The 19,738-nt window shown below is 71.2% G+C and carries 21 protein-coding genes; 12 read left to right on the forward strand and 9 right to left on the reverse strand.

Annotated features, from left to right (window positions below; genetic code table 11):
- Positions 1-40: 40 nt before the first annotated feature.
- Positions 41-1,570 carry a S8 family peptidase gene (locus KYY02_RS18845; protein WP_371239302.1) on the reverse strand — a complete coding sequence of 510 codons (1,530 nt, stop codon included), beginning with the start codon at positions 1,568-1,570 and terminating at the stop codon, positions 41-43.
- Between the two features lie 266 nt (positions 1,571-1,836).
- On the opposite strand from KYY02_RS18845, the gene KYY02_RS18850 reads away from it, so the two are divergent.
- From KYY02_RS18850 to moaA, 3 genes are all read left to right on the forward strand, one after another.
- Complete coding sequence (locus tag KYY02_RS18850) at positions 1,837-2,193, forward strand: DUF485 domain-containing protein (RefSeq protein ID WP_371239304.1); 357 nt, start codon at positions 1,837-1,839, stop codon at positions 2,191-2,193.
- Entirely contained in the window at positions 2,190-3,827 is a 1,638-nt protein-coding gene (locus KYY02_RS18855) for a monocarboxylic acid transporter (protein ID WP_371239306.1), read from the forward strand. The genes KYY02_RS18850 and KYY02_RS18855 overlap by 4 nt, the downstream gene beginning before the upstream one ends.
- Positions 3,828-3,977: 150 nt before the next feature.
- Positions 3,978-4,967 carry a GTP 3',8-cyclase MoaA gene (moaA, locus tag KYY02_RS18860; protein ID WP_371239308.1) on the forward strand — a complete coding sequence of 330 codons (990 nt, stop codon included), beginning with the start codon at positions 3,978-3,980 and terminating at the stop codon, positions 4,965-4,967.
- Positions 4,968-4,972: 5 nt separating this feature from the next.
- Here the strand turns inward: moaA and KYY02_RS18865 are convergent, their stop codons facing one another.
- Both KYY02_RS18865 and KYY02_RS18870 read right to left on the reverse strand, forming a co-directional pair.
- Complete coding sequence (locus KYY02_RS18865) at positions 4,973-5,197, reverse strand: hypothetical protein (protein WP_371239310.1); 225 nt, start codon at positions 5,195-5,197, stop codon at positions 4,973-4,975.
- A gap of 244 nt (positions 5,198-5,441) precedes the next feature.
- The gene (locus KYY02_RS18870) at positions 5,442-5,840 is read right to left on the reverse strand and encodes a DUF3099 domain-containing protein (RefSeq protein WP_371239361.1); all 399 of its coding nucleotides are present in this window, start codon (positions 5,838-5,840) and stop codon (positions 5,442-5,444) included.
- Between the two features lie 244 nt (positions 5,841-6,084).
- Here KYY02_RS18870 and KYY02_RS18875 point away from each other — a divergent pair, with 244 nt between their 5' ends.
- Complete coding sequence (locus tag KYY02_RS18875) at positions 6,085-6,363, forward strand: GlsB/YeaQ/YmgE family stress response membrane protein (RefSeq protein WP_371239312.1); 279 nt, start codon at positions 6,085-6,087, stop codon at positions 6,361-6,363.
- 79 nt (positions 6,364-6,442) lie between these two features.
- On the opposite strand, the gene tyrS is transcribed toward KYY02_RS18875, so the two are convergent.
- The 4 genes from tyrS to KYY02_RS18895 form a co-directional block, all read right to left on the reverse strand.
- A complete protein-coding gene (gene tyrS / locus KYY02_RS18880; RefSeq protein WP_371239314.1) occupies positions 6,443-7,711 on the reverse strand; it encodes a tyrosine--tRNA ligase in 1,269 nt (422 codons plus the stop codon).
- A 66-nt stretch (positions 7,712-7,777) separates the two neighbouring features.
- A complete protein-coding gene (locus KYY02_RS18885) occupies positions 7,778-9,172 on the reverse strand; it encodes a metallopeptidase TldD-related protein (RefSeq protein WP_371239316.1) in 1,395 nt (464 codons plus the stop codon).
- Positions 9,173-9,254: 82 nt separating this feature from the next.
- On the reverse strand, positions 9,255-10,778 hold the full coding sequence (locus KYY02_RS18890; protein ID WP_371239318.1) for a TldD/PmbA family protein: 1,524 nt from the start codon (positions 10,776-10,778) through the stop codon (positions 9,255-9,257).
- 90 nt (positions 10,779-10,868) lie between these two features.
- A protein-coding gene (locus KYY02_RS18895) for an IS5 family transposase (protein ID WP_371239320.1) occupies positions 10,869-11,823 on the reverse strand; the annotation gives its coding sequence in 2 pieces (ribosomal slippage) (positions 10,869-11,403 and positions 11,402-11,823; 957 coding nt in all).
- Between the two features lie 315 nt (positions 11,824-12,138).
- On the opposite strand from KYY02_RS18895, the gene KYY02_RS18900 reads away from it, so the two are divergent.
- From KYY02_RS18900 to fabI, 4 genes are all read left to right on the forward strand, one after another.
- On the forward strand, positions 12,139-12,423 hold the full coding sequence (locus KYY02_RS18900; protein ID WP_019522103.1) for a type II toxin-antitoxin system Phd/YefM family antitoxin: 285 nt from the start codon (positions 12,139-12,141) through the stop codon (positions 12,421-12,423).
- Positions 12,424-12,428: 5 nt separating this feature from the next.
- Complete coding sequence (locus tag KYY02_RS18905; RefSeq protein ID WP_371239363.1) at positions 12,429-12,815, forward strand: type II toxin-antitoxin system VapC family toxin; 387 nt, start codon at positions 12,429-12,431, stop codon at positions 12,813-12,815.
- 159 nt (positions 12,816-12,974) lie between these two features.
- A complete protein-coding gene (gene fabG / locus KYY02_RS18910) occupies positions 12,975-13,679 on the forward strand; it encodes a 3-oxoacyl-[acyl-carrier-protein] reductase (protein ID WP_371239322.1) in 705 nt (234 codons plus the stop codon).
- Between the two features lie 5 nt (positions 13,680-13,684).
- Entirely contained in the window at positions 13,685-14,452 is a 768-nt protein-coding gene (gene fabI / locus KYY02_RS18915) for an enoyl-ACP reductase FabI (RefSeq protein ID WP_371239324.1), read from the forward strand.
- A gap of 61 nt (positions 14,453-14,513) precedes the next feature.
- Here the strand turns inward: fabI and KYY02_RS18920 are convergent, their stop codons facing one another.
- The gene (locus KYY02_RS18920) at positions 14,514-15,206 is read right to left on the reverse strand and encodes a FadR/GntR family transcriptional regulator (protein WP_371239326.1); all 693 of its coding nucleotides are present in this window, start codon (positions 15,204-15,206) and stop codon (positions 14,514-14,516) included.
- 82 nt (positions 15,207-15,288) lie between these two features.
- Here KYY02_RS18920 and KYY02_RS18925 point away from each other — a divergent pair, with 82 nt between their 5' ends.
- From KYY02_RS18925 to KYY02_RS18940, 4 genes are all read left to right on the forward strand, one after another.
- Positions 15,289-16,581 (forward strand): CynX/NimT family MFS transporter, encoded by a 1,293-nt coding sequence (locus KYY02_RS18925; RefSeq protein WP_371239328.1) that lies wholly within the window; start codon positions 15,289-15,291, stop codon positions 16,579-16,581.
- A 367-nt stretch (positions 16,582-16,948) separates the two neighbouring features.
- On the forward strand, positions 16,949-17,065 hold the full coding sequence (locus KYY02_RS18930; RefSeq protein ID WP_006132620.1) for an SGM_5486 family transporter-associated protein: 117 nt from the start codon (positions 16,949-16,951) through the stop codon (positions 17,063-17,065).
- A 159-nt stretch (positions 17,066-17,224) separates the two neighbouring features.
- A complete protein-coding gene (locus KYY02_RS18935; RefSeq protein ID WP_371239330.1) occupies positions 17,225-17,431 on the forward strand; it encodes a hypothetical protein in 207 nt (68 codons plus the stop codon).
- Positions 17,432-17,496: 65 nt separating this feature from the next.
- Positions 17,497-18,015: a SixA phosphatase family protein gene (locus KYY02_RS18940; protein ID WP_371239332.1), complete on the forward strand. Its 519-nt coding sequence runs from the start codon at positions 17,497-17,499 to the stop codon at positions 18,013-18,015.
- A gap of 78 nt (positions 18,016-18,093) precedes the next feature.
- Here the strand turns inward: KYY02_RS18940 and serB are convergent, their stop codons facing one another.
- Positions 18,094-19,302 (reverse strand): phosphoserine phosphatase SerB, encoded by a 1,209-nt coding sequence (serB, locus tag KYY02_RS18945; RefSeq protein ID WP_371239334.1) that lies wholly within the window; start codon positions 19,300-19,302, stop codon positions 18,094-18,096.
- Positions 19,303-19,738: the final 436 nt, after the last annotated feature.

Genomic DNA, 19,738 nt, shown 5'->3' on the forward strand with positions numbered 1-19,738 from the left:
GAGTGCGGTCGGACGGGCGGGAAGCGCGGAGCCGCGCAGGTCACTTGACGGCGCGCAGCGCGTCGACGATGCCGAAGCCGTAGAAGCCGTTGACCCGGTCGCCGCCCTCGCAGGTGGCGTCCTGCGCGCCGTCGCCGTCCTGGTCGTAGGACTCCGGGCAGCCCGGGTTGTCCGCCTGGGCCTTCAGCAGCGCCTGCAGCTGGGCGGGCGTGGCCCACGGGTGCTCGGACTTCAGCAGCGCGGCGACGCCGGCGGCGTGCGGCGAGGCCATCGAGGTGCCCTGCAGGAAGGCGTACTCGCCGTTCGGCATGGTGGACAGGATGCGGCCGTCCTTCGACGGCGTGTCCGGCAGCTGGTAGCGGCGGTCGCCGCCCGGTGCCGCGACGTCGACGACGCCCTTGCCGTACGTGGAGTAGTACGACTTGAGGTTCTGCACGCCCGTCGCACTGACGGTGACGACGCCCGGGAGCTGGGTCGGCACGTCGAAGCACTCGTGCGGGTCGATGGTCCGCGTCACCGGCGTGGAGTCGTCGGGGCTGGAGTCGTCGACGATCGCGTCGGAGTCCAGGTCGTGGTTGGAGTTGCCCGCCGAGGCGAGGTGCAGCGTGCCCTTCCTCTGGGCGTACAGCTGGGCGCGGTTGACCGCGTCGACGATCGCCTTCTGGTCCGGGTCGTCCATGCAGTTGTACAGCCACGGGTCGACGTAGTAGCTGTTGTTCGTGATCTCCACGCCGTGGTCGGCGGCGAAGACGAACGCGCAGACGACGTTCTCCGGGTAGAACAGGCCGTTGTCCGGGTCGCTGACCTTGATGCCGGCCACCTTCACGCCGGGCGCGACACCGGCGACGCCGACGCCGTTGCGGGCCGCGGCGATCTCGCCGGCCACGTGCGTGCCGTGGTAGTCCTCGTCCGTGTACGGACGCCAGGCGCCCTCGCTGGTGTCCGCCTTGCCGCCGACGCAGTTGGCCGACTGGGAGGCGGAGAAGTTCGGGGCGAGGTCCGGGTGGGTGTCGTCGACGCCGGTGTCGATCACGGCGACGGTCACCTTGCGGCTGCCCGGGTTGATCCTCGCTGCCTTGTCGGCGCCGATCGCCCGCAGGTCCCACTGGTCGGCCTCGAGCGGCTCGCTGCCGGGCGTCCGCGCGGAGACGGCCCGGGTGCGCGCGGCCTCGGCGGCGCTCACGTAGTCGGCGGCGCCCTCGTCCGTCGTCCCGGCCGCGGTCAGCGGCGCGGTGCGGGTGGCGCCGGCCGACTGGACCCCGCGCGCCGCGCGGATCTCCTCGCCGAAGCCGGGGTTCGCCGAGTGGACGACGATCACGCCGATCCGGTCGTACGTGACCACGACCTTCCCGTCGGCCGCGGCGATCGCCCGCTTCACCGACGCGATCGTGCGGCGGTCCGCCTTGGTGTTGACGACGTACGCCAGGGCCGGCGCGTCCGTCGCCTGCTCGGCCGACACCGTCCGCGGGGCCGCCGAGGCCGCCGCGGGCAGGAAGCCGAGCGAGGCGGTCAGGGACAGCACGACGGGCACGGCGAGGGCGAGACGGCGTCTGGAACGCAGATGAGCCATGGGGTCTCCACATCATCCGGAAACGAAACCGGCCCGAGGCACGGATGCTGCTCGGGCAGGTACATGACGGGGTGGTGCAGGGTGAAGCTATCCCGCGCTCTCGCTGGTCAGCAATGTTTTGCCGGAAACGACTTCGGAAAACGCCAGGGGAAAGAAGGGCGGAGAGTTGAACCGGTCCTCGCGTGGCGCCGTGCCCTTGGGCAGGAAGCGCGAGGACACTCGCCTTCCGTCCCCACCCGAACCGACCCGTAACGCGAGGAGACTCCGTGGCCGCCGAAGCACCGCCCCCCTCGACGGAACGACGCGAACTCCCCACACCGGAGGAGTTCACCGAGGTGCAGGAGAGCGCTGAGTTCGGTGAACTGCGCCGCTCCTACCGCTCCTTCGCCTTCCCGCTGACCATCGCCTTCATCATCTGGTACCTGCTGTACGTCCTGCTCTCCAACTACGCGGGCGGCTTCATGGGCGCCAAGCTGGTGGGCAACATCAACGTCGCCCTCGTCTTCGGCGTCCTGCAGTTCGTCACCACGTTCCTCATCGCGTGGTGGTACTCCCGGCACGCCGCCGCCAAGCTCGACCCCAAGGCCGAGGCCATCAAGAAGCGTATGGAGGGCGGCGCATGAGTCCCGCTGTCACCCACGTCACCCACGTCACCCTCGCCGCGAACGAGGCGAGCGAGCACCGTCCACTGATCATCACGCTGTTCGCGCTGTTCGTCCTCGCCACCCTCGGCATCACCGTCTGGGCCGGCCGGCAGACCAAGGACGCCGCCGACTTCTACGCCGGCGGGCGTCAGTTCAGCGCCTTCCAGAACGGACTCGCGGTCTCCGGCGACTACATGTCGGCCGCGTCCTTCCTCGGCATCGCGGGCGCCATCGCCCTCTTCGGCTACGACGGCTTCCTGTACTCCATCGGCTTCCTGGTCGCCTGGCTGGTAGCCCTTCTCCTGGTCGCCGAGCCGCTGCGGAACTCCGGCCGCTACACCATGGGCGACGTCCTCGCCTACCGCTTGCGCCAGCGCCCCGTGCGCACCGCGGCCGGCACCTCCACCATCGTCGTGTCGATCTTCTACCTGCTGGCCCAGATGGCGGGCGCGGGCGTCCTCGTCTCGCTGCTGCTCGGCATCACCTCCGACGCCGGCAAGATCCTCATCGTCGCCCTCGTCGGCGTCCTGATGATCGTGTACGTCTCCATCGGCGGCATGAAGGGCACCACCTGGGTCCAGATGGTCAAGGCCGTGCTGCTGATCGGCGGCACGCTCCTCATCACCTTCCTGGTACTGCTGAAGTTCAACTTCAACATCTCCGACCTGCTGGGCAGCGCCGCCGAGAACAGCGGCAAGGGCGACGCCTTCCTCGAGCCCGGCCTCCAGTACGGCGCCGACGGCACCACCAAGCTGGACTTCGTCTCCCTCGGCATCGCCCTGGTGCTGGGCACCGCCGGTCTGCCGCACATCCTGATCCGCTTCTACACGGTGCCCAACGCCAAGGCCGCCCGTAAGTCCGTGAACTGGGCCATCGGCATCATCGGCGGCTTCTACCTGATGACCATCGCCCTCGGCTTCGGCGCGGCGGCACTGATCTCCCAGGACGAGATCATCGCGTCCAACCCGTCCGGCAACACCGCGGCCCCGCTGCTCGCTCTGCACCTGGGCGGCACCGACTCGACCTGGGGCGCGATCCTGCTCGCCACCATCTCGGCGGTCGCCTTCGCGACGATCCTCGCCGTGGTCGCCGGCCTCACCCTGGCCTCGTCGTCCTCCTTCGCGCACGACATCTACGCCAGCGTCATCCGCAAGGGACAGGCCACGGAGAAGGAGGAGATGAGGGCGGCCCGCTGGGCGACCGTCCTCATCGGCGTCGTCTCCATCGCGCTCGGCGCCCTCGCCCGTGACCTGAACGTGGCCGGCCTGGTCGCGCTGGCCTTCGCGGTCGCCGCGTCCGCCAACCTGCCGACCATCCTCTACAGCCTGTTCTGGAAGCGGTTCACCACCCAGGGCGCCCTGTGGTCGATCTACGGCGGTCTCATCGTCGCCGTCGGCCTGGTGCTGTTCTCGCCCGTGGTCTCCGGCGACCCCAAGGCGATGTTCCCGGACGTCGACTTCGCCTGGTTCCCGCTGAAGAACCCGGGCATCATCTCCATCCCGTTCGGCTTCCTGATGGGCTGGCTCGGCACCGTCCTGTCCAAGGAGGAGCCCGACGCCAAGAAGTACGCGGAGCTGGAGGTCCGGTCCCTGACGGGTACCGGCGCCCACTGAGCCACACTCCGTCCGGCCGCGTCGTCCCGTCGTCCCGTCGTCCCGTCCTCCCGTCCCGCCGGGGCGCCGTCCCGCCGGGGATTGTCGGCGGTGTCGCGTAGGCTCGAAGTAGCCGGGCACGAGTGATCCGCGTCGAGGGAGGGGGCCCACGTGCTCATCGACACCTACGGCCGAGTGGCCACCGACCTGAGGGTCTCGCTGACCGATCGGTGCAATCTGCGCTGCACCTACTGCATGCCCGAGGAAGGGCTGCAGTGGCTGGCCAAGCCCGACCTGCTCACCGACGACGAGATCGTCCGCCTCGTCGGCATCGCCGTCACCTCCCTCGGCATCGAGGAGGTCCGCTTCACCGGCGGCGAGCCGCTGCTCCGTCCCGGACTCGTCGGCATCGTCGAGCGTGTCGCCGCCCTGGAACCCCGCCCGCAGACGTCCCTCACCACCAACGGCATCGGGCTGCGGCGCACCGCCACCGCCCTGAAGGAGGCGGGCCTGGACCGGGTCAACGTCTCCCTGGACACGCTCCGCCCGGACGTCTTCAAGACCCTCACCCGCCGCGACCGCCACCAGGACGTCCTCGACGGCCTCCACGCGGCCCGTGAGGCCGGCCTGACCCCGGTGAAGGTCAACTCGGTCCTGATGCCGGGGCTCAACGACGACGAGGCCCCCGACCTCCTCGCCTGGGCCGTGGAGCACGACTACGAGCTGCGCTTCATCGAGCAGATGCCCCTGGACGCCCAGCACGGCTGGAAGCGCGACGGCATGATCACCGCCGGGGACATCCTGACCTCCCTGCGCACCCGCTTCGAGCTGACCCCCGAGGGCGACGAGGCACGGGGCTCCGCACCGGCCGAGCGCTGGCTGGTCGACGGCGGCCCGCACCGCGTCGGCGTCATCGCCTCCGTCACCCGCCCGTTCTGCGCCACCTGCGACCGCACCCGGCTCACCGCCGACGGACAGATCCGCACGTGCCTGTTCGCCGCCGAGGAGACCGACCTGCGCGCGGCCCTGCGCTCCGGTGCCCCCGACGAGGAGATCGCCCGCATCTGGAAAGCCGCGATGCGGGGCAAGAAGGCGGGGGCGGGCCTGGACGACCCGGCCTTCGTCCAGCCGGACAGGCCGATGTCCGCCATCGGAGGCTGAGGGGACTAGGCTCCCTCCGACGCCTCCCACTCCTCGAACCGGACGACGTCCTTCAGGAACCCCCGGACCCCGAGGAACTGCGAAAGGTGCTCGCGGTGCTCCTCGCAGGCGAGCCAGGTCTTGCGGCGCTCCGGCGTGTGCAGCTTGGGGTTGTTCCACGCCAGCACCCATAGGGCGGCGGCACGGCACCCCTTGGCGGAGCAGGCCGGCGTCTCGGGATCAGGGACCATCACACCGTTGACCCTAACCCGGCCACGGGGAGCGGGATCCACCGGAAAAGGCGACGCCGAGCAGCCACGGGGGGAGCTGCCCGGCGTCGGTCCGTCGCTCCGACGGGGGATGCGGAGCGCATACGAAGTATGTCACGGGTCGCCCCGCCCCCGGCACCGGAACAACGTGATTGATCTGAGCTTTCCCTGTGGCTGGCGGGTAAGCGCCTTCCGCTTGACAGGACCTTCCCGCACGCCCCGGTCCTCACGGCCGCTCGGGCCGCTCCGTTCGTGCGTTCGGCACCGCCTGTGACGCCATGTCCTCCGCACCGGATTCCGCGGAACCGTCGTTCGTCCGCGGCGATGCGATCGCCGGCCTCGTCGGCGTCGTCACGAAGGTCGACGGCAAGGACGGCGCATTCTCGCGCCCGGCGTTGGCGATCACCACCGCGACGTACGGCAGGATCGTTCCGAGCACCAGCGCCACGATCGCGACGTGCCGCTCCACGTTCCACAGCGTCGCCGCGAGGATGACCGAGACCGTACGGACGGCCATCGAGATCACGTACCGGCGTTGCCTCCCCCGTACGTCCTCCTGGAGGCCCGTCCGGGCACCGGTGATCCGGAACACCTGGACGCTGCCGCCGCCATGCTGTTTCCGCATCACATTCCACCATCCGCCCGCATCGGGCCTTCTCCGCACCTGGCCGTCCGGCACCCCGTCCCATTGACACCGGTTCCGGACATGTCCACGTTACGCCGCGTCCGGCCGGGTCACGAGAGCGGGTCGCCCGCCCCGCGGCGCACCGCCTGTGCCGTAACGCGTACGACATGCCCGACATGCGGCGTACCGCCTCTCGGCCGACACTGGCCGTAATGCTCGCGTCAAGCCGTACAAGGAGGCAGTCATGGGCTGGTTGTGGGCGATCATCGTGGGACTCGTGCTCGGTCTGATCGCCAAGGCGGTGATCCCCGGCAAACAGCACATCCCGCTGTGGCTGGCCACCATCTGCGGCATGATCGGCGCCGTCGCGGGCAACGCCCTCGCGCGGGGCTTCGGGATCGAGGAGACACGGGGCATCGACTGGGGTCGGCACATCTTCCAGCTGGGCGCGGCGATCGTCATCGTCCTGCTCGCGGAGATGCTGTACACCGCGATGAAGCGCAGGGGGCACCAGCGGGTCTGACCCCTCGCGGTACGGGTGACAAAAGGGCGGTCCCCGGCATCCGCCGGAGACCGCCCCGGGGCAGGCGCGGGCCGCCTGCTCAGCCGGCCGTGACCTCCACCGCCGCCAGGTTCCTCTTGCCCCGGCGCAGCACCAGCCAGCGCCCGTGCAGCAGGTCCTCCCGGGCGGGGACGGCGTCCTCGGCGGTGACCTTGACGTTGTTCACGTAGGCGCCGCCCTCCTTCACCGTGCGCCGTGCGGCGGACCTGCTCGGCGCCAGGCCGACCTCGGCGAACAGGTCGACCACCGGACCCAGCTCGCTCACCTCGACGTGCGGCACCTCGGAGAGCGCGGCGGCCAGCGTGCGGTCGTCCAGCTCACCCAGCTCGCCCTGGCCGAAGAGGGCCTTGGACGCGGCGATCACGGCGGCCGTCTGGTCGGCGCCGTGCACCAGCGTCGTCAGCTCCTCCGCCAGCGCGCGCTGCGCGGCCCGGGCCTGCGGACGCTCCTCCGTCTGCTTCTCCAGCTCCTCCAGCTCCTCGCGGGACTTGAAGGACAGGATCCGCATGTAGCCCGAGATGTCCCGGTCATCCGTGTTCAGCCAGAACTGGTAGAACGCGTACGGCGTCGTCATCTCCGGGTCGAGCCAGACGGCCCCGCCCTCGGTCTTGCCGAACTTGGTGCCGTCCGCCTTGGTCATCAACGGTGTGGCGTAGGCGTGGGCCGTGGCGTCCGGCTCCAGCCGGTGCAGCAGGTCCAGGCCCGCCGTGAGGTTGCCCCACTGGTCGCTGCCGCCCTGCTGCAGCGTGCAGCCGTAGCGCCGGTACAGCTGGAGGAAGTCCATCGCCTGCAGCAACTGGTAGCTGAACTCCGTGTAACTGATGCCCTCGGAGGACTCCAGGCGCCGGGCGACGGAGTCCTTGGTCAGCATCTTGTTGACGCGGAAGTGCTTGCCGATGTCCCGCAGGAACTCGATCGCGGAGAGGTTCTGCGTCCAGTCGAGGTTGTTGACCATCGTGGCCGCGTTCTCGCCCTCGAAGGACAGGAACGGCTCGATCTGGCCGCGCAGCCGCTCGACCCAGCCCGCGACGGTCTCCGGCGGGTTCAGCGTGCGCTCGGCGGTCGGGCGCGGGTCGCCGATCTGGCCCGTGGCGCCGCCGACCAGCGCCAGCGGCCGGTGACCGGCCTGCTGGAGCCGGCGCAGGGTGAGCACCTGCACCAGGTGCCCCACGTGCAGGGAGGGCGCGGTCGGGTCGAAGCCGCAATAGAACGTGACGGGACCGTCCGCGAGCGCCTTGCGCAAAGCGTCCTCGTCAGTGGACTGGGCGAACAGCCCGCGCCACTTCAGCTCGTCGACGATGTCCGTCACGGTTCTCGTGTCTCCTCGATGATCTCCGGCCGTTCGGGTGACGGCCGCTTGCGAACTCCTACGAGGTTATACGCCCTGGCTGACGGAGCTCATATTGAAATCGGGGATGCGCAGCGCGGGCATCGCGGCCCGGGTGAACCAGTCGCTCCACTCCCTGGGCAGCGTCTTCTCCGTACGGCCCGCCTCCGCCGCCCGGCCGAGCAGGTCCACCGGCGACTCGTTGAACCGGAAGTTGTTCACCTCGCCGGTGACCTCGCCGTTCTCGACGAGGTAGACGCCGTCCCGGGTCAGGCCCGTGAGCAGCAGCGTCGCCGGGTCGACCTCGCGGATGTACCACAGGCAGGTCAGCAGCAGCCCGCGCTCGGTGGCCGCGACCATCTCCTCCAGGGAGCGGTCCTCGCCCCCGTCCAGGATCAGGTTGTCGATGCCGGGCGCCGTCGGCAGCCCGGTCAGGCCCGCGCTGTGCCTGCTGGTCGTCAGCCGGTTCAGCTCGCCCTCGCGCACCCAGTCCGTGGCCGTCAGCGGCAGCCCGTTGTCGAACACCGACTGGTCGCCGCCGGAGGAGTGCGCGATCACGAACGGCGCCGACTCCAGGCCCGGCTCGTTCGGGTCGCTGCGCAGGGTCAGCGGCAGCTCGGTCAGCCGCTCGCCGACCCGGGTGCCGCCGCCCGGCTTGGAGAACACCGTGCGTCCCTCGACCGCGTCCCGCCCCGATGCCGACCACAGCTGGTAGATCAGCAGGTCCGCCACCGCGGTCGGCGGCAGCAGCGTCTCGTACCGGCCCGCGGGCAGCTCCAGCCGGCGCTCCGCCCAGCCCAGCCGTACGGCCAGCTCCGCGTCGAGCGCCGCCGGGTCGACGTCCTTGAAGTCCCGCGTGGAGCGCCCCGCCCACGCCGACCGCGTACGGTCCGGCGACTTGGCGTTCAGCTCCAGCGTGCCGTTCGGCTGGTCGTGCCGCAGCCGCAGTCCCGCCGAGGTGCCGAGGTAGCTGGAGACCAGCTCGTGGTTGGCGAAACCGTACAGCTCCCGGCCGCCGGCCCGTGCCCGTGCGAACGCCTCGCCCAGCGCCGGGGCGAAGCCGGCGAACACCGCGGAGGAGGTCTCGGCGGGCGCCTCGGTGAACTCGGGGGAGTGGGCCACCCCGGTGACCAGCGGCTGCGCGTCCTCGGCCGGGCCCGCGCCCCGCGCGGCGGCCTCGGCGGCCCGCACCAGCGGCTCCAGTTCGTCCACGGTCACCGCGGACCGGGACACCACCCCGGAGGCCGTGCCCTGCGCGCCGTCCACCGTGGCGATCACGGTGAGCGTGCGCCCGCGCGTGACACCGTTCGTGGTGAGCGCGTTGCCCGCCCAGCGCAGATTGGCGGTCGAGTGCTCGTCGGCGATCACGACACAGCCGTCGGCCCGGGACAGTTCGAGAGCGCGCTCGACGATCTCGTGCGGCTTGTTGGTGCGTGCGTTCATCGCCCGGCCTCCTGCGTGGTGTTCAGGCTGTGCTTTCCCGGGGGGCGACCCCCGGCCCCCCGGCCGGTCCCGGTGCGTGCGTTCATCGCCCGGCCTCCTGCGTGGTGTTCAGAATGTTGACTCCCTTGAAGAGGGCGGACGGGCAGCCGTGCGAGACCGCCGCGACCTGCCCCGGCTGGGCCTTGCCGCAGTTGAAGGCGCCGCCCAGGACGTACGTCTGCGGACCCCCGACGGCGGCCATGGAGCCCCAGAAGTCGGTGGTCGTGGCCTGGTAGGCGACGTCCCGCAACTGCCCCGCCAGCCGCCCGTTCTCGATCCGGTGGAAGCGCTGTCCGGTGAACTGGAAGTTGTACCGCTGCATGTCGATCGACCACGACCGGTCCCCGACGACGTAGATGCCCCGGTCCACGCCCCCGATCAGGTCCTCCGTCGACATCCCGGCCGGATCCGGCCGCAGCGACACGTTGGCCATGCGCTGCACCGGCACATGGCCGGGGGAGTCCGCGAACGCGCACCCGTTGGACCGCTCGAACCCGGTCAGCCTCGCGATCCTCCGGTCCAGCTGGTAGCCGACCAGCGTGCCGTCCTTCACCAGGTCCCAGGACTGCGCCTCGACGCCCTCGTCGTCGTAGCCCACCGTGGCGAGCCCGTGCTCGGCGGTGCGGTCACCGGTGACGTTCATCAGCTCGGAGCCGTACTTCAGCTTCCCGAGCTGGTCGAAGGTGGCGAACGAGGTCCCCGCGTAGGCCGCCTCGTAGCCGAGCGCGCGGTCCAGCTCGGTGGCGTGACCGATGGACTCGTGGATGGTCAGCCACAGGTTGGAGGGGTCCACCACCAGGTCGTACAGACCGGGGTCGACGCTCGGCGCGCGCATCTTCTCGGCGAGCAGCTCGGGAATCCGCTCCAGCTCGTCGTCCCAGTCCCAGCCGGTGCCCGTCAGGTACTCCCAGCCGCGGCCGACGGGCGGCGCGATCGTGCGCATGGAGTCGAACTCACCGCTGGAGTCGTCGACGGACACGGCCGTGAACACCGGGTGCAGCCGCACCCGCTGCTGCGTGGTCACGGTCCCGGCGGTGTCGGCGTAGAACTTGTTCTCGTGCACGGTGAGCAGCGAGGCGTCGACGTGGTCCACCCCGTTCGCCGCCAGCAGCCGCGCGCTCCACTCGGCCAGCAGCCCGGCCTTCTCCCCGTCGGGCACGGTGAACGGATCGATCTCGTACGACGACACCCAGGTCCTCTCCGGGTGCACCGGCTCGTCGGCCAGCTCGACGCGCTCGTCGGACCCGGCCGCCCGGATCACCTGGGCGGACAGCTTCGCCATCGCCACGGCCTGCGAGGCGACCTTGGCGGCGGCGTCCAGGGTCAGATCCACCCCGGACGCGAACCCCCAGGTCCCGCCGTGCACCACGCGCACCGCGTAACCGAGGTCGGTGGTGTCCGACGACCCGGCCGGCTTGGCGTCCCTCAGCCGCCAGGACGCGCTGCGCACCCGCTCCAGGCGGAAGTCCGCGTGCTCCGCCCCGAGCGCACGCGCGCGGGCGAGCGCGGCGTCGGCGAGCGCGCGCAACGGCAGCGCAAGAAACGACTGATCCATCTCATGGGCCATGTGGGGCCTTCCCTTCGTTCATGGCGCGGTCTGGGTGAGTGAACCACGGTGCCAAGGGCGCCGGCGTGGCAATTCGACGGTGCCGGGGAGCTAGGTCGTTTCTGATGGCTCTTGGACGGTGTCTCGGAGCCAGATGGCGATTGCTGTGACGGCCAGGGTGCCGTTGAAGATGTAGTCGCGCTTGTCGTACCGGCTGGCCACTGCCCGGTACTGCTTCCACTTGCTGACGCACCGTTCGACGGCACTGCGGCGGCGGTACTGGGTCTTGTCGAACGCTGGTGGGCGCCCTCCGGCCCGGCCCTTGCGCCTGCGGTTGGCCCGCCGGTCGTCGGGCTGGGCGATGGTCGCCTTGATACCCCGCCGCTGCAGGTAGGCGCGGTTGTCCCGGCTGGAGTACGCCTTGTCGCCGCGGACGCGGCCCGGGCGGCTGCGCGGCCGCCCGGACCCGTGCCGCCGGATCCGTAAGCTCTCCAGCACGGTCACGAACATGGGGCTGTCGCCCCGCTGGCCCGGGGAGGTCTGCCAGGCCAGCGGGCGGGCCCGGTCGTCGGACAGCAGATGGGTCCTGGTGGTCAGTCCGCCCCGCGAGCGTCCCAGGGCCTCGCGCCCATCGGTTTCCTCACGCGTCCCGCCCCCTTTTGTGGGAAGTCGCGCGGCGACGGGCACCGGCGCCGTGCTGGTGGGCCCGGCAGGAGGTGGAGTCGATGTTCACCGCCCACTCCCGCCCACGCCGGCGACTCTCCTCCCGCTCCGTCTGGGCCGGAGTGCCGTCCGGGTCGGCAGCATCGGCCTCGATCTGCGGCTCGCCCAGAATCCGCCGCCACGTTCCGTCCGCGGACCAGCGGCGATGCCGCTTGTAGACGGTCTGCCAGGGACCACAGCGCTCGGGCGGATCCGGCCACGGCACACCGGTACGGGCCCGGAACAGCACCCCGTTGATCACTCTGCGATGATCGGCCCATTGCCCACCCGGCCTGCCGTTGACAGGCAGTAACGACTCGATCCTCCGCCACTGCGCATCCGTGAGCTCATGCCGCCGCACCATGAGGTGCACCTGCCCAGCCGAAGCGCTGATCCACCCAGCCCAGCAAGAGCCACCAGAAACGACCCAGTGGCCTCATCGCACGGATGTGGGAGCTGGCCGAATGGGAAGGGCGCCCTGTCTCGAATCAGGGCACCGTCCGTTGGGTCACCCAGGAGGGAGAGACGCTTGCCATCCTCGCCCGGCGGCTCCTTGACAGCATGGAGGAAGAGGAAGACGCGCAGTAACGGTCGAGTAGGACGGGATCGTCCAGCCGTGACGCGAACCCCTCATTTGTGGTTACAGTGAATGCTATGTAGGCACAACTGAGGGGCCGCCATGAGCACCATTTCCGTCCGCGAGTTCTCGTACAACCCCAGCGCGGTCTTCGCCCGGGTCGAGAAGGGCGAGGCGATCGAGGTCACCCGGCACGGCAACGTGATCGCGATACTGTCACCGGCCGGAAGCCCCATGGAGCGGTACGCGCACCTGGTGGCGCAGGGGAAGATCAAGCTGAAGCCGGTCACCGCCGCCGAGCGCCACAGCATGCCGCACTACGAGGTGCCGGAAGACGTCGACCCCGTGGCGCTCCTGCTGGCCGAGCGCGAGGAAGACGACCGTTGATCTACATGGACACGTCCGCGCTCGTCACCTGGATGACCCGCCGCAGTCACTGGAGTGCGCTGGACGCCTTCCTCCAGGAACGGGCCACGGAGCCGCTCGCCACCAGCACGCTCGGCTTCGTGGAGACCGTACGGACCCTGGACCTCATGGGGCACTTCCCGAAGGCCATGGAGGACCTGGATGCCCGGATCACCGAGATCCTCCTCACCCGGGAGGCGCGCGATGCGGCGGCTCTGCTGGTCGGGCGCCTGAGGACGTTGGACGCGATTCACGTGGCCAGCGCCCTCTCCCTGAGGGACGACCTGACCGCCCTGGTGACCTACGACCGAAGGATGCTCGAGACCGCTCGCGCCGAAGGACTGTCGGCTCACGCACCGGGTGCGGCGGACTGACAGGGGGCACGGACTGTAGGAATCCGACAGGAGGCCAGGGGCGCCACTGTCGGTGCCCCAATGTTCCGCGGCGGATCCGGACCGATAGGTTTTCGGTGAAGCCGCCTGTCACCCAGGTGTCGGGGCGGTGCACCAGACCGCTATCGAAAGGGTGATCCGTTGAGCCGCTCGGTTCTCGTCACCGGAGGCAACCGGGGCATCGGCCTCGCCATCGCCCGTGCGTTCGCCGACGCCGGCGACAAGGTCGCCATCACGTACCGCTCGGGGGAGCCGCCGGCCGGCTTCCTGGCCGTCAAGTGCGACATCACCGACCCCGAGCAGGTGGAGCAGGCCTACAAGGAGATCGAGGAGAAGCACGGCCCCGTCGAGGTCCTCGTCGCCAACGCCGGTGTCACCAAGGACCAGCTCCTGATGCGCATGTCCGAGGAGGACTTCACCTCGGTCGTCGACACCAACCTCACCGGCACCTTCCGTGTCGTCAAGCGCGCCAACCGCGGCATGCTGCGCGCCAAGAAGGGCCGTGTCGTGCTGATCTCCTCGGTGGTCGGGCTGCTCGGCTCCGCGGGACAGGCGAACTACGCCGCCTCCAAGGCCGGTCTGGTCGGCTTCGCGCGCTCCCTCGCCCGTGAGCTGGGCTCGCGCAACATCACTTTCAACGTCGTCGCGCCCGGTTTCGTCGACACCGACATGACGAAGGTGCTCACCGACGAGCAGCAGACGAAGATCCTCGCGCAGGTGCCGCTCGCCCGGTACGCGCAGCCCGAGGAGATCGCCGCGACGGTGCGGTTCCTCGCCTCGGACGAGGCCTCGTACATCACTGGAGCCGTCATCCCCGTTGACGGCGGACTGGGAATGGGTCACTGAAACACATGAGCGGAATTCTCGAGGGCAAGCGCGTCCTGATCACCGGTGTGCTGATGGAGTCCTCCATCGCCTTCCACACCGCCAGGCTGGCCCAGGAGCAGGGCGCCGAGATCATCCTGACCGCGTTCCCGCGGCCCACCCTGACCGAGCGCATCGCCAAGAAGCTGCCCAGGCCCACCAAGGTCATCGAACTCGACGTCACCAACGACGAGCACCTGGGCCGACTGGCCGACGTCGTCGGCGAGGAGCTGGGCGGCCTCGACGGCGTCGTCCACTCCATCGGCTTCGCCCCGCAGGACGCGCTCGGCGGCAACTTCCTCAACACGCCGTTCGAGTCGGTCTCCACGGCCATGCACGTCTCGGCGTTCTCCCTGAAGTCGCTGACCACGGCCTGCCTGCCGCTGATGCAGAACGGCGGCTCGGTCGTCGGCCTCACCTTCGACGCGCAGTTCGCCTGGCCGCAGTACGACTGGATGGGCCCGGCCAAGGCCGCCCTGGAGGCCACCAGCCGCTACATGGCCCGTGACCTGGGCAAGCAGAACATCCGCTGCAACCTGATCTCGGCGGGCCCGATCGGCTCCATGGCCGCCAAGTCCATCCCGGGCTTCGGCGAGCTGGCCTCCGTGTGGGACAGCCGCTCCCCGTTGGAGTGGGACCTGAAGGACCCGGAGCCGGCCGGCCGCGGTGTCGTCGCCCTGCTGAGCGACTGGTTCCCGAAGACCACGGGCGAGATCATCCACGTCGACGGCGGTCTGCACGCCATCGGCGCCTGACCGGACGCCCTGCCGAGGGCCCGCGTCCCGTACGGGGCGCGGGCCCTCGCGTCGGTCCGGATCAGCCGGCGGAGGACGGACCGAACAGTCCCGGGCGGCACATGAACGGGTAGGCGGCGGCCTCCTCGGCCGCCGTCCCCGCGTCACCCGCGCGGATCGCGTCCACCAGCCGGCCGTGGTCCATGTGCGCCTCGGGGGACATGTCCTCGCCCACGGCGCCGCGCAGCCGGTCCCGCAGCACCTCGCTCAGGTCCGCGTACATCGCGGTCATCACGTCGTTGTGCGAGGCGGCCACGACCGCCAGGTGGAACGTGGCGTCCGCCGCCACGAACGCCTCCGCCTCGCCCGACTCCCAGGCATCCTCCCGGCGCAGCAGCAGTGCGTCGATCTGCTCGAGGTCCTTCTCCGTGCGCCGCTCGGCGGCCAGCCGCGCCGCCGCCGACTCCAGGGTCGAACGCAGCTCGGCGACGTGCCGGGGATCGGCGCCGGCGAAGCGGCGGTGCATCACGCCCGCCAGCTCGCTCGTGGCCACCACGTACGTGCCCGAACCCTGGCGGATGTCCAGCAGCCCGTTGTGCGCCAGCGCGCGGACGGCCTCGCGGACCGTGTTGCGGGCCACCCCCAGCTGCTCCACCAGCTCCGGCTCGGTGGGGATGCGTGCGCCGACCGGCCACTCACCCGAGGTGATCTGGGCCCGCAGGGCGGCGATGACCTGCTCGGACAGGGCCGAGCGACGGGGATGGCTCAACGGCATGGCACACCTTCGCGCGACAGCGGAGCCGCACGGCGGCCTCGGCATGGACAACCAATCATCCCATGATTCTATGATGGGCGTCATGACTGGCGAGGAACTCCGGACACTCACGTCCAGGACCGTACGCACACCGGCCGCGTCCGAGGTCCGGACCGTCCGCCGGACCGGCACCGCGCACGCGTGGCGGACGCGGCTGCTCGTCGTCGGCATCGTGCTGGCCGCGTTCAACCTCCGCCCCGCCATCACCAGCCTGGGCGCGCTGCTCGAGGAGGTCCGCGACGGACTCGGCATGAGCGGGGGCGTGGCCGGACTGCTCACCTCCGTGCCGCCGCTGTGCTTCGCCGTCTTCGGCGTCACCGCCCCACGGCTGGCCCGCCGGTTCGGTGCGGGCGCGGTGGTCTGCGCCGGCATGGCCGCCATCGGCGCCGGCCTGCTGATACGCCCGTACGCGGGCGGCACGGCGGCGTTCCTGGCCACCAGCGCGCTGGCGCTGATGGGCATCGCGGTCAGCAACGTCCTGATGCCGGTCATCGTCAAGCGCCGGTTCCCCGACCGGGTCGGCTCCATGACCGGCCTGTACTCCATGGCCCTCGCCCTGGGTACCGCCACGGCGGCGGCCGTGACCGTGCCGCTGACCGACGCGCTGGGCGGTGACTGGCAGTCGGGCCTCGCCGTGTGGGCGGCCCTGGCGGCAGCCGCCGTACTGCCGTGGCTGCCGTTCGTGCGGGAGCGGGACGGGGCACGGGGCGCCCGGAGCGAGCGGACCGCTTCCGCCGCGGCGCCCGCGCTGCGCATCACCCGCAGCCGTACCGCCTGGGCGCTGGCCGTCTTCTTCGGGCTCCAGGCCACCGCCGCCTACATCACCATGGGCTGGATGGCGCAGATCTTCCGGGACGCGGGCGTCCCCGCCGGCAGGGCCGGACTGCTCCTCGCGGTCACCATGGTGATGGGCGTGCCGCTGGCCTTCGTCATCCCGCGCCTCGCCACCCGGCTGCCCAGCCAGGGCCCGATCGTGCTCGCACTGGGCGTCAGCGGTCTCGTCGGATACGCGGGACTGTACCTCGCGCCGGCCGCCGGCGCCTGGGTCTGGGCGGTGCTGCTGGGCGTCGCGAACTGCGCCTTCCCGCTGGCGCTCACCATGGTCGGGATGCGGGCCAGGACCGGCGCGGGCGTGGCCCAGCTGTCGGCCTTCGCGCAGAGCACCGGCTACCTGATCTCCATCCCCGGGCCGCTCCTGGTGGGCGTGCTCTACCAGCACAGCGGCGGCTGGGGACTGCCGATCGCGCTGATGGCCGGCCTGATGATCCCGCAGATGATCGTGGGCGTCCTGGCAGGCCGCGACCGCACGGTGGAGGACGAGGCGTCCTCCCGCTGAACCCCCTCCCGGCCGACGGGCCACCCGTACGTACCGTTCCCGCCCGCTGCCCCGTTCCCCCCGGGCAAGCCGGCACCCCCAGTGGCCCAAGGGCCTGGGAGGCACCCCCAGCGCGGCACGGGCGAGCGCGACGGCACCCTGTCGGCGCCGGGCTGTGCGACACCCGCCGCGCTGTTCCGGGCTGTGCGACACCCGCCGTTCCGCGCCGGCACCGTCCGGCCGGTACACCGTCGGCGTCCGGCCGGCCGGCTCCCGTCGCCGGGCCGCCGGCGAGGTCGTGGAGCCTTCCCGCGTCCGCCCGGCAGGCCACCCGCGCCACGCGCCCCCCGGAGCCCGCCGCAGGCGAACGGGGTGCGAGACTTGCCGCATGCCAGTCCTCGACCCGAACCCGCAGAACGGCCAGAAGAAGATGCTGCTCGTCTTCGGCGCGTTCTTCGCCATCTTCATCGTCATCGGCGTGATCGCGACCGTCCTCGCGCCGTGACGGCCCATGGTGGTGCTGGCCCCCCATCCCCTAGGGGGTCTGGCTCAGGGTCAAGTGGGTGGATCACCGGATGGATGGGGCTTCCGGGAATTCGTACCTTCGAGATGTGGCCGCGAACGGCGGGCCACGGACCGTACCGTACGAAGAGCGGAGGCCCCCATGTCGGCGCGCACACACACCCGGCCCCACCCGGCTCCCCGGGGCGGCGCCGACACCCGGCTGCCGTGGTGGGCCCTGGCCCTGCCCACCCTCGCCTTCGTCGCCCTGCTCACTCTGATCCTCAACCCCGCCGACGCCCACGCGACCGTCGGTGAGCCCGCGCTCACCCACCTCGTCGAGCGTGCGCAGCAGCTCATAGCCCGTTGAAAACCCCCGGAAGCGCCGGTCAACTCCCTGCGCCTCATGGTCTGTTTCATGCGAAGCTGGGTCACATGAGCGTCGCAGAACCTCGCAGGATCGTCCTTTTCCGGCATGCGAAAGCCGACTGGCCCCCGGTACCCGACCACGAACGCCCACTCGCCGAGCGGGGCCGGATGGATGCCGCCGTCGCCGGACGCAAGCTCGCCGACACCGGCATCGCCTTCGACCTGGCCCTGTGTTCCACCGCGGCCCGGACCCGCGAGACCTGGAAGCTCGCGGTCCACGAGTTCCCGGAGCGACCGAAGACCGTCTACGAGGAGCGGATCTACGACGCCTCGCCCGGTGAGCTGATCGCCCTGCTCAACGAAACCCCCGACGACGCGCGGAACGTCCTCCTGGTCGGCCACAACCCGGGCGTCCAGGCGCTCGCCGACATCCTGGCCGGCGCGGCGGAGGGCGACGCCCGCGAGCGCATGAGCCGACGCGGCTACCCGGCCGCCGCCTTCGCCGTCCTGTCCTTCACCGGCTCCTGGAAGTCCCTCGAGCCCGGCGTCGGCACGCTGGTCGACTACTGGGCGCCCACCGAGTGACGCCCGGCACGGCAGGGGTCCGGCGCCGACGTCCGCCGGCTCCGGGCCCGCCCCTTCCCGTGCCCCGGTCCGGGCGGCTCAGCCCACGTCGAGCGTGTCCGCCGCCTCGACCTCTTCACGGGTGACGCCGAGCAGGTACAGGACCGTGTCCAGGAAGGGGAAGCTCACCGCCGTGTGCGCGGCCTCGCGCACCACCGGCTTGGCGTTGAAGGCGACACCGAGCCCCGCCGCGTTCAGCATGTCGAGATCGTTCGCGCCGTCACCGATCGCCACCGTCTGTGAGAGCGGCACCCCCGCCTCGGCGGCGAACCGGCGCAGCAGCCGGGCCTTGCCCGCCCGATCCACGATCTCGCCGGTGACCTTGCCCGTCAGCTTCCCGTCGACGATCTCCAGGGTGTTGGCCTGGGCGAAGTCCAGCCCCAGCCGCTCCTTCAGGTCGTCCGTGACCTGGGTGAACCCACCCGACACCACACCCACTTGGTAACCGAGGCGCTTCAGCGTGCGGATCAGCGTGCGGGCGCCCGGCGTCAGCCGCACCTCGCTGCGGACCTTGTCCACCACGGAGGCGTCCAGCCCCTCCAGCAGCGCCACGCGCGCGTGCAGCGACTGCTCGAAGTCCAGCTCCCCGCGCATCGCGGCCGCCGTCACCTCGGCGACCTCGCCCTCGCAGCCGGCGTGCGCGGCGAAGAGCTCGATCACCTCGTCCTGGATGAGGGTGGAGTCCACGTCCATGACGACCAGGCGCTGCGCCCGCCGGTACAGTCCCGCCCCGACCACGGCCACGTCCACTCCGAGCCGTGCCGCGTCGGTCACCAGCGCGGTGCGCAGCGGTTCCGTCTCCACACCGGACACCGCGAACTCCACGGCCGTCACCGGATACTTGGCGAGCCGGAAGATACGGTCGATGTTGCCGCCGGCCCTGGTGATCCGCGAGGCGATCGCCGCCGTCGCCTCAGCCGTGAGGGGGTGGCCCAGCACGGTGACCAGGGAGCGGCCGAGCCCGCGCGGCCGGTTGTCGCCCATGCCGGAGATGATCTCCGCCTGCATCTTCATCGACTCCGCCCAGCTGTGGACGGTCGCCCGCAGGCCCCCCTCCAGCCCCTCGGGCGGCTCGGTCACGAGCGCGCAGAGCACGATGCGGCCACGGGTGACGACCTGCTCGATGTCGACCACGTCGACCGAGTAGGCGGCGAGGGTGTCGAAGAGGCCGGCCGTGATGCCCGGCCGGTCCTTGCCGAAGATCTTGACAAGGAGGGTGGGAACGTCGGTGGTCTGCGATGCGCTCATGGTGTTCCCACCGTATCCGGCACCCAGTGCCCCGCGCCTCCGAGGTCCGCCAGCCGGACAGCGAACACTGCCCGTCACCAGGGTGTACCGGGGCTTACGCGCCGTCCGGCCTCCGCGGCGGCGGAGGGGGCGGCGGTGGCGGCGGTTCGTCCGGCCACAACGGCGACCGGTCCCGGCCCCGCGGTCCGGGCCCTCGCCGGGGCGGCTTCACCGGCCCGATCACCGTGGGCGCCTCGTGGACGTCGTCGCACGGTGCGGGCGGGACACCGGAGCCGTGGGCACCGCCCGGCGACGGGGTACCGCGTCCTTCGGCCGCCGGGGCTCCCGGGAGGCCCCCGTCTGCCGTCCCGCCCGCAGATACGGATTGGTGTCCGGGTCCGGGGGCCGGCAGGGGACCCCGGCGCGTACGGCCCGGCGGCCGTCACCCCGCCCGGGC

The sequence above is a fragment of the Streptomyces pimonensis genome, assembly GCF_041380215.1.
Taxonomy (GTDB): domain Bacteria; phylum Actinomycetota; class Actinomycetes; order Streptomycetales; family Streptomycetaceae; genus Streptomyces; species Streptomyces pimonensis.

Excerpts from the sequence above, each read along its gene's own strand:
- KYY02_RS18845 (WP_371239302.1), bottom strand. The coding sequence starts at position 1,570 with ATGGCTCATCTGCGTTCCAGACGCCGTCTCGCCCTCGCCGTGCCCGTC.
- KYY02_RS18855 (WP_371239306.1), top strand. The coding sequence starts at position 2,190 with ATGAGTCCCGCTGTCACCCACGTCACCCACGTCACCCTCGCCGCGAAC.
- KYY02_RS18865 (WP_371239310.1), bottom strand. The coding sequence starts at position 5,197 with ATGGTCCCTGATCCCGAGACGCCGGCCTGCTCCGCCAAGGGGTGCCGT.
- KYY02_RS18870 (WP_371239361.1), bottom strand. The coding sequence starts at position 5,840 with ATGCGGAAACAGCATGGCGGCGGCAGCGTCCAGGTGTTCCGGATCACC.
- KYY02_RS18875 (WP_371239312.1), top strand. The coding sequence starts at position 6,085 with ATGGGCTGGTTGTGGGCGATCATCGTGGGACTCGTGCTCGGTCTGATC.
- KYY02_RS18885 (WP_371239316.1), bottom strand. The coding sequence starts at position 9,172 with ATGAACGCACGCACCAACAAGCCGCACGAGATCGTCGAGCGCGCTCTC.
- KYY02_RS18890 (WP_371239318.1), bottom strand. The coding sequence starts at position 10,778 with ATGGCCCATGAGATGGATCAGTCGTTTCTTGCGCTGCCGTTGCGCGCG.
- KYY02_RS18900 (WP_019522103.1), top strand. The coding sequence starts at position 12,139 with ATGAGCACCATTTCCGTCCGCGAGTTCTCGTACAACCCCAGCGCGGTC.
- KYY02_RS18905 (WP_371239363.1), top strand. The coding sequence starts at position 12,429 with ATGGACACGTCCGCGCTCGTCACCTGGATGACCCGCCGCAGTCACTGG.
- fabI (WP_371239324.1), top strand. The coding sequence starts at position 13,685 with ATGAGCGGAATTCTCGAGGGCAAGCGCGTCCTGATCACCGGTGTGCTG.
- KYY02_RS18920 (WP_371239326.1), bottom strand. The coding sequence starts at position 15,206 with ATGCCGTTGAGCCATCCCCGTCGCTCGGCCCTGTCCGAGCAGGTCATC.
- KYY02_RS18925 (WP_371239328.1), top strand. The coding sequence starts at position 15,289 with ATGACTGGCGAGGAACTCCGGACACTCACGTCCAGGACCGTACGCACA.
- KYY02_RS18930 (WP_006132620.1), top strand. The coding sequence starts at position 16,949 with ATGCCAGTCCTCGACCCGAACCCGCAGAACGGCCAGAAGAAGATGCTG.
- KYY02_RS18935 (WP_371239330.1), top strand. The coding sequence starts at position 17,225 with ATGTCGGCGCGCACACACACCCGGCCCCACCCGGCTCCCCGGGGCGGC.
- KYY02_RS18940 (WP_371239332.1), top strand. The coding sequence starts at position 17,497 with ATGAGCGTCGCAGAACCTCGCAGGATCGTCCTTTTCCGGCATGCGAAA.
- serB (WP_371239334.1), bottom strand. The coding sequence starts at position 19,302 with ATGAGCGCATCGCAGACCACCGACGTTCCCACCCTCCTTGTCAAGATC.